General features: G+C 76.7%; 1 protein-coding gene. It reads left to right on the top strand.

Going from position 1 to position 14,983, the window contains the following annotated elements; translation table 11 throughout:
* Positions 1-2 precede the first annotated feature (2 nt).
* The gene (locus CG736_RS14580) at positions 3-14,963 is read left to right on the top strand and encodes a type I polyketide synthase (protein WP_100586630.1); all 14,961 of its coding nucleotides are present in this window, start codon (positions 3-5) and stop codon (positions 14,961-14,963) included.
* Positions 14,964-14,983 lie beyond the last annotated feature (20 nt).

A 14,983-nucleotide genomic window follows, 5' to 3' on the forward strand; every position in this document is an offset into this window, starting at 1 on the left:
TGATGTCCGACGACAAGAAGCTGCTCGACTACCTCAGGCGCGCCACCGCGGACCTCGGTGACGCCCGGAGGCAGCTGCGCGAGGCCGAGCAGGCCCGCCACGAACCGATCGCCATCGTCTCGATGGCCTGCCGCTACCCCGGCGGCGCCGAGACGCCCGAACTGCTGTGGGACCTGGTCTCCCGGGGCACCGACGCGGTCTCCGCCTGGCCGGTCAACCGCGGCTGGGACCTGGAGGGCCTCTACGACCCGGACCCCGAGCGGCCCGGCACGTCCTACACCCGGCAGGGCGGCTTCCTGCACGACGCGGCCGACTTCGACGCCGAGTTCTTCGGCATCTCGCCGCGCGAGGCGCTGGCCACGGACCCCCAGCAGCGGCTGGCCCTGGAGATCGCCTGGGAGGCGGTCGAGCGGGCCTCGATCGACCCGCGCACGCTGCGGCGCACCGCCACGGGCGTCTTCCTCGGGGCGATCGGCAACGGCTACGGCGAGGGCTCGCGCCACCTCCCCGAGGTCCAGGGCCTGCTGGACACCGGGACCGCGACCAGTGTGGTCTCCGGCCGGATCGCGTACACCCTGGGCCTGGAAGGGCCCGCGGTGACCGTGGACACGGCCTGCTCGTCCTCGCTGGTCGCCCTGCACCTGGCGATCCGGGCGCTGCGGGCGGGCGACTGCACGCTGGCCCTGGCGGGCGGGGTGTCGGTGATGGCGACCCCCGACCCGTTCGTGGCGTTCAGCCGCCAGCGCGCGCTGTCGGCCGACGGCCGCTGCAAGGCGTTCGGGGCCGACGCGGACGGCACCGGCTGGTCCGAGGGCGCCGGCGTCCTGCTGCTGGAGCGGCTGTCGGACGCCCGGCGCAACGGGCACCCGGTGCTGGCGGTGGTCCGCGGTTCGGCGACGAACCAGGACGGCGCCAGCAACGGCCTGACCGCGCCCAGCGGCCCGGCGCAGCAGCGGGTGATCCGGGCGGCGCTGGCGGACGCGGGGCTGACGGCGTCCGAGGTGGACGTGGTGGAGGCGCACGGCACCGGCACCACCCTCGGCGACCCGATCGAGGCGCAGGCCCTGCTGGCCACGTACGGCCAGGGGCGGCCCGCCGAACGGCCGCTGTGGCTGGGCTCGCTGAAGTCGAACATCGGCCACACCTCGGCGGCGGCCGGCGTGGGCGGCGTCATCAAGATGGTGCTGGCGATCGGGCACGGCGAACTGCCCAGGACCCTGCACGCGGACCGGCCGACCCCCATGGTGGACTGGTCGTCGGGCGCGGTGGAAGTCCTCTCCGAGGCCCGCGCCTGGGACGACACGGGACGCCCGCGCCGGGCCGGCGTGTCCGCCTTCGGCGTCAGCGGCACCAACGCCCACCTGATCCTGGAACAGGCCCCGGCGGAGGAAGCCGAACCGGCGGCCGGTGGCGACGCGTACCCGCTGCCCTGGGCGCTGTCGGGGCGCACCGACGAGGCGCTGCGCGACCAGGCGGCCCGGCTGCTGGCCCACCTGGGCGCCGATCCCGCACCGCTGCGGGCCGCCGACACCGGCCGCGCCCTCGCCCTCACCCGCACCGCCTTCGAACGGCGGGCCGTGGTGGTGGGCACCGACCCGGACGGGCTGCTCGACGGCGTGCAGGCGCTGGCGGAGGGGCGCACGGTGCCGGGCCTGGTGCTGGGGGACGGTGTGTCCTCCGGTCGGGTGGCGCTGGTGTTCCCGGGTCAGGGTTCGCAGTGGGTGGGGATGGCCGTGGAGTTGCTGTCCGGGTCGGAGGTGTTCGCGGCGCGGATGGCGGAGTGCGAGCGGGCTCTGGCGCCGTATGTCGACTGGTCGTTGGCGGAGGCGCTGGGCTCGGAGGCACTGCTGGCGCGCGTGGATGTGGTGCAGCCGGTGCTGTGGGCCGTGATGGTGTCGCTGGCGGAGGTGTGGCGTGCGTTCGGCGTCGTTCCGGACGCCGTCGTCGGCCACTCGCAGGGCGAGGTCGCGGCCGCTGTGGTGGCGGGCGGTCTGAGCTTGGAGGACGGGGCGCGGGTGGTGGCACTGCGTTCCCGTGCGGTGGGGGCGTTGGCCGGCCGCGGTGGCATGGCGTCGGTGCCGTTGCCGGTGGACGTGGTCCGGGATCGCATCGCGGGCCGGCTTTCGGTGGCGGCTGTCAATGGCCCGTCGTCGACGGTGGTGTCGGGTGACGCGGACGCGGTGGCGGAGTTCGTCGACGCGTTGGTCGAGGAGGGGGTGCGGGCGCGTCTGATCGAGGTCGACTACGCGTCGCACTCCGTGCATGTGGAGGAGGTTCGCGACCGCCTGCTCGCCGATCTGGACGGCATCACGCCCCTTTCGGGTTCGGTGCCGTTCTTCTCGACGGTGACGGGCAGTTGGCTGGACACGAAGTCGCTGGACGCCGAGTACTGGTACCGCAATCTCCGGGAGACGGTCGAGTTCGGGAAGGCCACCGAGACGCTGCTGGGGGAGGGCTTCCGGTTCTTCGTCGAGTCCAGCCCGCACCCCGTGCTCACCTTCGGCGTCCAGCAGACCGCCGACGCGGCCGACACCGCCGGCTCCGCGCAGGGCCCTGCCGTGGTCGTGGGCACGCTGCGGCGCGGCGAGAGCGGCTTCGACCGCTTCCTGACGTCCCTGGCAGAGGCCTACGTGGGCGGCCTGCTGCCCGACTGGGACCGGGTGTTCGCCGGACGCCGTCCGGGCGGCGTCTCCCTGCCCACCTACGCCTTCCAGCGTCGCCCGTACTGGCTGGAGGACACCGCCCCCGCGGCGGACGGTCGGTCCGGGACGTCCGCGGCGGGCGACGACTTCTGGGAGGCCCTGGGCGGGGGCGACCTGGACCGGTTCACCACCGCCCTCGGGGTGGCCCCCGAGGACCCGCTGAACGTGGTGCTCCCCGCGCTCGCCACCTGGCGCACCGAGCGCACCGAGCGTTCGGTGGTCGACTCCTGGCGCTACCGCGTGACCTGGCGGGCCCTGCCCGAGGGCTCGGCGGCCGCATTGGACGGCAGCTGGCTCGTGCTGTCGTCGGACGGCCAGTCCGAGGACGGGGAGCGCCGGTCGGAGGCTACCGTCCGCGCCATGGAGCAGGCCGGGGCCTCGGTGGTCCACGTACGGATCACCGAGGCGGCGGCCGACCGCGCCGTGCTGGCCGACCGGGTGCGCGCGTCCCTCGACGCGCTGCCCGGCCCGGTGGCGGGAGTGCTGTCGCTGCTGGGCCTCGACGAGCGCCCGCACCCGGCGCACCCCTCCGTCCCGCTGGGCACCGCGCTCAACCTGGCCCTGGTACAGGCCCTCGGCGACGCCAGGATCGGCGCGCCCCTGTGGTGGGCCACCCGGGGCGCGGTGTCGGTCGGGGGCACGGACACCGGAAGCGGGGTCAGCGCCGCGCAGAGCCTGCTCTGGGGCCTGGGCCGGGTCGCCGCGCTGGAGTTCCCGCAGCGCTGGGGCGGTCTGGTCGACCTCCCGGAGGTCCTGGACGCGGACACCGCCGCGCGGCTGTGCCGGGTGCTGGCAGGCCAGGCCGGGGACGAGGACCAGGTGGCCGTCCGGGCCACCGGCTGCCACGGCCGGCGGCTGGTCCGGTCCGCCTTGGGCGACACCGCGCCGCTGCGGAGCTGGCGGCCCGGGGGCACCGTGCTGATCACCGGCGGTACCGGCGGGATCGGCGCGCAGATCGCGCGCTGGCTGGCCCGGCGGGGAGCCGGGCACCTGGTGCTGGTCAGCCGGCGCGGTGCGGACGCGCCGGGTGCGCCGGAGCTCGCCGAGGAACTGGCCGCGCTCGGCGCCCGGGTCACCCTGGCCTCGTGCGACGTCGCCGACCTGGAGGCCCTGCGCGCGCTGAAGGACGGCCTCGAACAGGACGGCCACCGGATCAGCACCGTCTTCCACGCCGCGGGCGCCGGGCTGCTGGTGCCGCTGCCCGACACCGACGCGGACGAGTTCGCCGACACCCTGCACGCCAAGGTCGGCGGGGCCCGCAACCTGGACCTGCTCTTCGACCGCGACACGCTCGACGCGTTCGTGCTGTTCTCCTCCATCTCCGGGGTGTGGGGCAGCGCCGTCCACGGCGCCTACGCCGCCGCCAACGCCTACCTCGACGGCCTCGCCGAGGACCGCAGGAGCCGCGGCCTCGCCGCGACCTCCGTCGTGTGGGGCATCTGGAGCCCCGAGGACGGGGCCGGCGGGATGGCGGCCGAACTGGCGGAGGAGACCCTGCGCGGCCACGGCGTGCTCTTCATGCCGCCCGCGGTCGCGATCACCGGGCTCCAGCAGGTCCTGGACCACGACGAGACGGTGGTCGTGGTCGCCGACATCGACTGGGACCGCTTCGCGACGGTCTTCACCTCGGCGCGCCCCAGCCCGCTGATCGGGGAACTCCCCGAGGTGCGCGCCGCGCTGGCCGCCGGACCGGAGACCGGCGAGGCCGGCGCCGGGGGGACCCCCTCGGCGCTGCGCGAGCGGCTGGAGCCGCTCCCGGCGGCCGAGCGGACCCGGGTCCTGGTCGAGCTGGTCCGGACCCACGCGGCCGCCGTCCTCGGCCACGACTCGCCGGACGCGATCGCCCCCGGCCGGGCCTTCCGCGAGCTGGGCTTCGACTCCCTGACCGCCGTGGACATGCGCAACCGGCTGAACGCCGCCACCGGCCTGCGGCTCCCGGTCACCGTCGTCTTCGACTACTCGTCGGCGGCCGCGCTCGCCGGACGCCTGGAGACCGGACTGCTGGGCGCCGCCGGGGAGCCCGCCGCCGTCCGGCAGCCCCCGACGGCGGCGCCCGCCGCGGACGACGACCCCGTCGTGATCGTCGCCATGAGCTGCCGCTACCCCGGCGGCGTCCGCACCCCAGAGGACCTGTGGCGCCTGGTCGCGGACGGGCACGACGCCGTCTCCGGGCTGCCGTCCGACCGGGGCTGGGACCTCGACGCGCTGTACGACGCGGACCCCGACCGGCCCGGCCGGAGCTACGCCGCCGCGGGCGGATTCGTCCGGGACGCGGACCGCTTCGACCCCGGGTTCTTCGGGATCTCCCCGCGCGAGGCCCTGGCCATGGACCCGCAGCAGCGGCTGCTGCTGGAAACCTCCTGGGAGGCGATCGAGCGCGCCGGCATCGACCCGTCCACCTTGCGCGGCACCCCGACCGGCGTCTTCGCCGGCGCCTCCTACCAGGGCTACGGCGGCAGTCTGCGCGACATCCCCGAGGAACTGGAGGGCCTGTTCATCGCGGGCATCTCCACCAGCGTCCTGTCCGGGCGGGTCGCCTACCAGCTCGGCCTCCAGGGGCCCGCCGTGACCGTCGACACGGCCTGCTCCTCGTCCCTGGTGGCGGTCCACCTCGCCGCGCAGTCGCTGCGCTCGGGCGAGTGCACGCTGGCCCTGGCGGGCGGTGCCACGGTGATGGGCACCCCGCTGTCGTTCACCGGCTTCAGCCGGCAGCGCGGGCTCGCCGAGGACGGGCGCTGCAAGTCCTTCGCCGCCTCGGCGGACGGCTTCGGCATGGCCGAGGGCGTGGGCCTGCTGCTTCTGGAACGCCTCTCGGACGCCCGCCGCAACGGCCACCCGGTGCTCGCGGTGCTGCGCGGCTCGGCGATCAACCAGGACGGCGCGAGCAACGGGCTGACCGCGCCCAGCGGCCTGGCCCAGCAGCGGGTGATCCGCGACGCGCTGGCCAACGCCAAGCTGTCGGCCGCCGACGTGGACGCCGTCGAGGCGCACGGCACCGGCACCCGGCTGGGCGACCCGATCGAGGCCGACGCGCTGCTGGCCACCTACGGCCAGGACCGGTCCGCCGACCGGCCGGTGCGGCTCGGGTCGCTGAAGTCGAACATCGGGCACACCCAGGCCGCCGCCGGCGTCGGCGGCATCATCAAGATGGTGCTGGCCATGGAGCACGGCGAACTGCCGCGCACCCTGCACGTCGACCGGCCGACCCCGAACGTCGACTGGACGGCGGGCGCCGTCGCCCTGCTGACCGAGGCCACCCCCTGGCCGGAGACCGGCCGCCCGCGCCGCGCCGGCGTGTCCTCGTTCGGCCTGAGCGGCACCAACGCCCACGTCGTCGTCGAACAGCCGCCGGCCGAGCCGGTGCCCGCCGCGCCCGCCCTGCCCGCCGCGCCCGCCACTGTCCCGTGGGTGCTGTCCGGGCGGACCGCCGAGGCGGTGAAGGACCAGGCGGAGCGGCTGCACGCGTACCTGACGGAGCGGCCGGAGCTGGCGTCCGTCGACATCGGCTACTCCCTGGCCACCACCAGGACCGCCTTCGAGCACCGCGCGGCCGTCGTCGGCGGCGACCGGGAGACCCTGCTGGGCGGCCTGGCCGCGCTGGCCGCGGGAGAGCGGGCGCCCGGTCTGGTCCGGGGCACCGTCGCCCGGTCGGCCAGGACCGTCTTCGTCTTCCCCGGCCAGGGCTCCCAGTGGGCCGGCATGGCCCGGGAACTGCTCGACCACGCCCCGGCCTTCGCCGACCGGATCGCGGCCTGCGAACGCGCCCTCGCCCCGTACCTGGACTGGTCGCTGCTCGCGGTCCTGCGCGACGAGCCCGACGCGCCCCCGCTCGACCGGGTGGACGTGGTGCAGCCGGTGCTGTGGGCGGTGATGGTGTCGCTGGCCGAGCTGTGGCGGGCGCACGGGATCGTCCCCGACGCCGTGGTCGGCCACTCCCAGGGCGAGATCGCCGCCGCCTGCGTGGCCGGCGCGCTCTCGCTGGACGACGCGGCCCGGATCGTCGCGCTGCGCAGCCGGGCCCTGCTGGCCCTGACCGGACACGGCGGCATGCTGTTCGTGCCGCAGCCGGTCGAGGCCGTGCGCGAGGCACTGTCCGCCCACGACGGGGCGCTCGACGTCGCCGCGGTCAACGGGCCGACGTCGGTGACGGTCTCCGGCGACCCGGCGGCGCTGGAACGGCTGCGCGAGCAGTACGCCGAGGCGGGCGTCCTGGCCTGGCCCGTCCCCGGCGTGGACTTCGCCGGACACTCGCCCCAGGTGGAGCAGCTCCGCGAGGAACTGCTCGGCCTCCTCGGCGGCATCGCGCCGCGGACCTCCGCCGTCCCGTTCTACTCGACGGTCAGCGGCGGCCCCGTGGACACCCTGGGCCTGGACGCCGCGTACTGGTACGAGAACCTGCGCCGGCCGGTGGAGTTCGGCCGGGCGCTCGACGCGCTCGTCGCCGACGGGCACCACACCTTCGTCGAGTGCAGCACCCACCCCGCGCTGACCGTCTGGATCCAGGAGGCCGTCGAAGCGGCCGGGGTCGGCGACGGGGCCGTTGTCGGCACCCTGCGCCGCACCGAGGGCGGCCCCGGCCGCTTCCTCGCCGCGCTCACCGAGGTCCAGGTCCGCGGCCTGCCGGTGGACTGGGACGCGGTGTTCGCCGGGACCGGCGCGCGCAAGCGGCCCCTGCCCACCTACGCCTTCCAGCAGCAGCGCTACTGGCTGGACGACACCCCCGCCCGGTCTGTCGACACCGCGGCCGGCACTGCCGCCGCGACCGGCACCGGCCCGGCCGACTCCGGTTTCTGGGCGGCGGTCGACCACGGGGACCTGGACGCCCTCGCCACCACGCTGCGGGTCGAGGACGGGGAACTGCGGGCCTCCCTCGCCTCCCTGGTGCCCACCCTCGCCGAGTGGGCGCGCGGCCGGGCCGACGACCGGACCGCCGACAGCTGGCGCTACCGGGTCGCCTGGAAGCCCCTGCCGGCCCCCGAGCGGCCCCGGCTCACCGGCAGCTGGCTCCTCGTCGCCCCGGCCGGTGCCGCCGACGACCCGGCCGTCGCGTTCGCCGCGGACGCCCTGCGCGGACACGGCGCCACCCCCGTCCTGGTCGAGGCCGGCCCCGACGCGACCGACCGGACCCGGTTCGCCGCACTGCTCCGCGACGCCCACGACCGCGTCGACGGGCCGCCCGCCGGAATCCTGTCGCTGCTCGCCCTGGCCGAGGAACCGCACGGCGACGGATCGGCGCTCCCCCTCGGCCTCACCCTGACCGTCGCGCTCCTCCAGGCCCTGGGCGACCTCGGCACCGACGCCCTGCTCTGGAGCGCCACCCGGGGCGCGGTGTCGGTCGGCCGCTCCGACCGGATCGACAGCACCCTCCAGGCCCTGGCCTGGGGCCTCGGCGGGGTCGCCGGCGTCGAGTACCCGCAGCGCTGGGCCGGCCTGGTCGACCTGCCGCGCCGGCTCGACGACCGGGCCGCGACCCGGCTCGCCGAAGCCCTGGCCAACCCCGACGGCGAGGACCAGCTGGCGGTGCGCGCCACCGGCCTCTACGGCCGCCGGGTCGTCCACGCCGGACTCGGCGACACCGCCCCCGCCCGCGACTGGACACCCGAGGGCACGGTCCTGATCACCGGCGGCACCGGCGGCCTCGGCGCCCAGATCGCCCGTTGGCTCGCCCGCACCGGCACCGCGCACCTGCTGCTCACCAGCCGGCGCGGCGCACAGGCCCCGGGAGCCGAGGCCCTGCTGGCCGAACTGCGCGGACTCGGCGCCGACGCCACCGCGGTGGCCTGCGACGTCGCGGACCGCGACGCACTGGCGGAACTGCTCGCCGGCATTCCGGCCGAGCGCCCGCTGCGCGCCGTCCTGCACACCGCGGGCGTCCTCGACGACGGGGTGATCGACTCGATCACCCCCGAACGCGCGGCCGGCGTCCTGCGCCCCAAGCTCGACGGCGCGCGCAACCTCGACGCGCTCACCCGCGGACTCGACCTGACCGCCTTCGTACTGTTCTCCTCGCTCGCCGGCACCCTCGGCGGCACCGGCCAGGGCAGCTACGCCGCCGCCAACGCCTACCTCGACGCCCTGGCCCGGCAGCGCCGCGACCTCGGACTGCCCGGCACCTCGGTGGCCTGGGGCCTGTGGGGCGGCGAGAGCCTCGCCTCCGGAGCGGTCGCCGAACGGCTGATCCGCGACGGCCTGCCCGCCATGGACCCCGCCGCGGCCACCACCGCGCTGCGCCGGGCCCTCGACCACGACGACACGGCCGTCATCGTCGCCGACTTCGCGTGGGACCGCTTCACCCGGGCGTACACCGCACTCCGGCCCAGCGCCGCGCTCGGGGACCTGCCCGAGGTGCGCGACGCGCTCGCCGCCGCGGCCGGGTCCCGGGGCACGGCCGACGGCGCCGAGCCGCCGGCCCTGCTGCTGGCCGCACTGCCCCCGGCGGAACGCGACCGGGCCCTGCTGGACCTGGTCCGCCGCGAGGTCGCCGCCGTGCTCGGCCACCCCGGGCCCGAGGCGGTGGGACCCGACCAGGCGTTCAAGGACATCGGCTTCGACTCGCTGACCGCCGTCGAACTGCGCAACCGGCTCGCCGCGGCCACCGGCCTGCGCCTGTCGGTGACCCTGGCCTTCGACTACCCCACGGCCACCACCCTGGCCGGACACCTGCGCGCCGAACTGCCGGGGGCGCCCGCCACCGAGGCGCCCGACGCCCCCGGGCAGCCGCCCGCGGCCGTCGCGGTGCCCGAGGACGAGGCGATCGCCGTGGTCGCCATGAGCTGCCGCTACCCCGGCGGCGTCAGCACCCCCGAGGAGCTGTGGGAGCTCGTCGCGAACGGACGGGACGCGATCACCGGCTTCCCCACCGGACGCGGCTGGGACCTGGACGGCCTCTACGACCCGGACCCGGACCGGGCCGGCAGCACCTACGCGCGGGAAGGCGGCTTCCTGCACGACGCCGACCGCTTCGACCCGGCCTTCTTCGGGATCTCCCCGCGCGAGGCGCTGACCATCGACCCCCAGCAGCGGCTGCTGCTCGAACTGTCCTGGGAGGCGTTCGAGCGGGCCGGCATCGACCCGCTCTCCCTCAAGGGCAGCGCGAGCGGCGTCTTCGTCGGCTGCAGCCACCACGACTACGGGTCGCGGGTCACCGAGCCCTCCGAGGAGTTCGAGGGGTACCTCGGCATCGGCAGCGCGGGCAGCGTGGCGTCCGGGCGGATCTCCTACAGCCTCGGCCTCGAAGGGCCCGCGGTGACCATCGACACGGCGTGCTCCTCGTCGCTGGTCGCGGTCCACCTCGCGGCCCGGTCGCTGCGGGCCGGCGAATGCTCGCTGGCGCTGGCCGGCGGCGTGACCGTGATGTCGACCCCGGGCGCGTTCGTGGAATTCAGCCGGCAGCGGGTGCTCGCCGAGGACGGCCGCTGCAAGCCGTTCGCGGCCGCCGCCGACGGCACCTCCTGGGCCGAGGGCGCCGGACTGCTCGTCCTGGAGCGACTCTCGGACGCCCGGCGCAACGGCCACCCGGTGCTCGCCATCGTCCGCGGCTCCGCCGTCAACCAGGACGGCGCCAGCAACGGCCTGACCGCCCCCAACGGGCCCTCCCAGCAGCGGGTCATCCGGGCGGCCCTCGCCGACGCCGGACTGACCGCCGCCGAGGTCGACGCGGTGGAGGCGCACGGCACCGGCACCAAGCTGGGCGACCCGATCGAGGCGCAGGCGCTGCTGGCCACCTACGGCCGGGAGCGCGGCGAGCGGGAGCCGCTGCTGCTGGGGTCGCTGAAGTCGAACATCGGACACAGCCAGGCCGCCGCCGGAGTCGCCGGCATCATCAAGATGGTGCAGGCCATGCAGCACGGGACACTGCCGCGCACCCTGCACGTCGACACGCCGACCCCGCACGTCGACTGGTCGGCCGGTGCGGTCCGGCTGCTCACCGACGACACCCCGTGGCCGGAGACCGGCCGCCCCCGGCGGGCCGCGGTGTCCTCGTTCGGGGTCAGCGGCACCAACGCCCACACCATCCTCGAACAGCCCACCGAGCCGGCCCCGGTGGCCACCTCCGACGCACCCGTCGCCCTCGCTGCGCCCGCCCTGCCCTGGCTGCTCTCCGGCCGCAGCGCGGACGCGTTGCGCGAGCAGGCGGCCCGGCTGCTCCGGCACGTCGAGCAGGACCCGGACCTCGCCGTCGCGGACCTGGGCCGCTCCCTGGCGCTGCACCGCAGCGCCTTCGAACACCGGGCCGCCCTCACCGGCACGGACCGGCAGACCCTGCTCCAGGGGCTCGCCGCCCTCGCCGCCGGCGAGCCGTCGGCGGACCTGGTGCGCGGGGTCACCGGCCCGGCCGCGAAGACCGCCTTCCTGTTCCCCGGCCAGGGCAGCCAGCGCACCGGCATGGGCGCCGACCTGTACGCGCGGTTCCCGGCCTTCGCCGACGCCTTCGACGCGGTCTGCGCGGAACTCGACCCGCTGCTCGACCGCCCGCTGCGGGAGGTGATCGACGCGGCCCCCGGCGACCCGGGCCACGGCCTGCTGGACCGCACCGAGTACGCCCAGCCCGCCCTGTTCGCCCTCGGCGTCGCCCTGTTCCGCCTCGTCGAGCACTGGGGCGTGCGCCCCGACCGGCTGCTCGGCCACTCCGTGGGAGAGCTGGCCGCCGCCCACGTCGCCGGGGTGTTCACCCTGCCCGACGCCGCGGCGCTGGTGGTCGCGCGGGGACGGCTGATGCAGGCCCTCCCGGCGGGCGGCGCGATGGTCGCCATCGCCGCCGCGGAGGAGGAGGTGCTGCCGCTGCTCGCGGGCCGCGAGGGCGACGTCGGCCTCGCCGCCGTCAACGGCCCGGCCTCGACCGTGGTCTCCGGTGACGCGGCGGCGGTGGACGAGATCGCCGCCGTTCTCGCCGCCCGCGGCCGCAAGACCCGGCGGCTGCGGGTCTCCCACGCCTTCCACTCGCCCCTCATGGAGCCGATGCTCGCCGAGTTCCGCGAGGTGGTGGCCCGGATCGTCCCGCGGGAGGCCGCCGTCCCGGTGATCTCCGACCTGACGGGCGAGCCGGCCACCGCCGAGCAGCTCGGCTCGCCGGACTACTGGGTGGAGCACGTGCGCGGCACCGTCCGCTTCCAGGACGGCGTGCGCCACCTGGAGCGCGACGGCGTCACCGCGTTCCTCGAACTCGGCCCCGACGGCGCGCTCACCGCCCTGGGCCAGGACTGCCTGACCGGCGCCGCCGGCAGCCCGGTGCTGGTGCCCCTGCTGCGCAAGGACCGGCCCGAAGCACCCGCGGCGACGGCCGCCCTGGCCCGGCTGCACGTCACGGGCGTCCCCGTGGACTGGGACGCCGTCCACGCCGGCGGCCCGTCCCGCTCCGCCGTCGACCTGCCGACCTACGCCTTCCAGCGCGGCAGCTACTGGCTCCAGGCCGGCCCGGCCGCGGCCGGACTGCCCGCGGCCGGACTGCAGGCGGTCGACCACCCGCTGCTCGGCGCCGGAACGGAACTCGCGGACTCCGACGGCTTCCTGTTCACCGGCAGGTTCTCGGTCCGCAGCCACCCCTGGCTGGCCGACCACGGCGTCTACGAGGGCGTGCTGTTCCCCGCCACCGCGTTCCTGGAACTCGCGGTCCGCGCGGGCGACCAGGTCGGCTGCGACCAGGTCGAGGAACTGACCCTGGAGGCGCCGCTGGTCCTCCCGGCGGGCGGAGCCGTCGCACTCCAGCTCACCGTCGGCAGCCCGGACGCCGCGGGCACCCGCCCGCTGAGCGTCCACGCCCGGGCCGTCGACGACGGCCCCGACGCCCCCTGGACCCGGCACGCGAGCGGCCTGATCGGGTCCGCCGGAGCCACGGACCCGGCCGACCCGGAGGACCCCGAGGCCTGGCCGCCGGCCGGAGCCGTCCCGCTCGACACGGAGGGCCTGTACGACCGGTTCGCGGGCGGCGGGTTCGCCTACGGCCCCGCGTTCCAGGGCCTGCGCGCGGCCTGGCGGCTCGGCGACGAGGTGTACGCCCTCGCGAGCCTGCCGGCGGAGCAGCGGCCGGACGCCGCCGCGTTCGGCCTGCACCCGGCCCTGCTGGACGCCGCCCTGCACTCACTGGTGTTCGACGTCCTGGAAGGTCCCGCGCAGGGCTGGCTGCCGTTCTCCTGGAACGGGGTGCGCCTGCACGCCTCCGGCGCCGCCGAGCTCCGGCTGCGGCTGACCCCCACGGGCCGCGACGCCGTCGCCGTGACGGCGACCGACGCCACCGGGCGGCCGGTGGTCTCGGCCCGCTCGCTGGTCCTGCGGCCCGTCTCGGCCGACCGCTTCAAGGCCACCCGCGCCGGACACCACGAGGAACTGTTCCGCCCCGAGTGGCAGGCCCTGCCCGGGCGCGCCGCGACGGGCACCGTCTTCGGCCCGGAGTCCTGGACCGTGCTCGGCGCCGCGCCGCTCCCCGGCCGTGCGGTCGCCGACCTCGCCGCGCTGTCCGCCCTGCTCGACGCGGGCGCCCCGGCGCCCCGGCTGGTGCTGGCCGCCTGCCCGCCCGCCCCGGCCCCGTACGCGTCGCCCGGCGCTCTCCGCGACGCGGTCCACGACGGCCTCGGCACGCTCCTCGCGCTGCTGCGCGACTGGCTGGCCGAGGAGCGCCTGGCCGACGCCAAGCTGGTCCTGGTCACCTCGGGCGCGGTCCCGGTGACCGGCGACGACATCCCGGACCCGGCTCTGGCCGCGCTCTGGGGCCTGGTCCGCTCGGCGCAGACCGAGAACCCCGACCGCTTCGTCCTGCTGGACCTGGACGCCCAGGACACCCCGCCCGCCCTGCTCGCCGAAGCCCTCGCGTCCGGGGAACCCCAGCTCGCGATCCGGGCCGGAGCCGTCCACGTCGCCCGGCTGGCCCGGGTGCCGTTGGCCGCCACCGGGCGCACCCCCGGCTGGGGCGGCGACGGAACCGTGCTGATCACCGGCGGCACCGGTGCCATCGGCGCCCACGTCGCCCGCCACCTGGCCGCCGAACACGGCGTCCGGCACCTGCTGCTGACCAGCCGCAGCGGCCCCGACGCGGAGGGCGCGGCGGAACTCCTCGCCGAACTCGCCGCCCTGGGCGCGCACGCCGAGATCGCCGCCTGCGACGCCGCCGACCGCGACGCCCTCGCGGCCCTGCTGGCCGCCGTGCCCGCCGCGCACCCGCTGACCGGGGTGGTGCACGCCGCGGGCGTCCTGGCCGACGGCGTCGTCGCCACCATGACGCCCGGGCAGCTCGACCACGTCCTGCGCCCCAAGATGGACGCGGCGGTCAACCTGCACGAACTCACCGCCGACCTGGACCTGTCCGAGTTCGTCCTGTTCTCGTCCATCGCCGGAGTCTTCGGCGGCATGGGCCAGGGCAACTACGCCGCCGCCAACGCCTTCCTGGACGCGCTGGCCCACCGGCGCCGCGCCGACGGGCTGCCCGGCCGCTCGCTGGCCTGGGGCCTGTGGGCCAACAGCACCGGGATGACCGGCGGGCTCACCGAGGCCGACCTGCGACGGATCGCCCGGGGCGGGATCGTCGCCTTCAGCCCGGCCCAGGGACTGGCGCTGTTCGACACGGCCGGCACCCTCGACGAGCCGGTCGTCCTCCCGCTGCGGCTCGACACCGCGGCCGTCCGCGCCCAGGCCGCCACCGGCGGCGTCCCCGCCCTGCTGCGCGGTCTGGTGCGCCCCGCCGCCCGGCGCGGCGCCGCGGTCCCGGCGGCCGGCACCGGCTCCGACGGGCCCGAGGCCCTCAAGCAGCGCCTCGGCTCCCTCAACGAGACCCAGCGCGGCCGGGTCCTGCTCGACCTGGTCCGCTCGCACGCCGCCCTGGTGCTCGGCCACAGCGGCCCGGCCGCGGTCGAGCCCGGACGCGGCCTGCTGGAGGTCGGCTTCGACTCGCTGACCGCGGTGGAACTGCGCAACCGGCTGCGCGCCGCCACCGGCCACCCGCTGCCGGCCACCCTGCTCTTCGACCACCCCACCCCGGCCGCGATCGCCGAACACCTCGCCGCCGAACTGCTCCCCGACGCCGGCCCCGGCCCGCTCCCCGGCCTCGCCGAACTGGACCGGCTGGCGGGCGCCCTCGACGGCATCCCCGACGACCCGGCGGACCGCGAACGGCTGGCCGACCGGCTCCGGGAGCTGCTGCGCAGCCTCGACCCGGCGGCCGGCGCGGCCGACGGCGACGGCACGGCGACCGCCTCCATCGAGGACCGCATGGACGGCGCCAGCGACGACGAACTCTTCGACCTCATCGACAACGAACTCGGCCGGTCATGACAACGACCCGACCCGCGAAC

It is taken from the genome of Kitasatospora sp. CB02891, from assembly GCF_002803145.1.
Taxonomy (GTDB): Bacteria; Actinomycetota; Actinomycetes; order Streptomycetales; family Streptomycetaceae; genus Kitasatospora; species Kitasatospora griseola.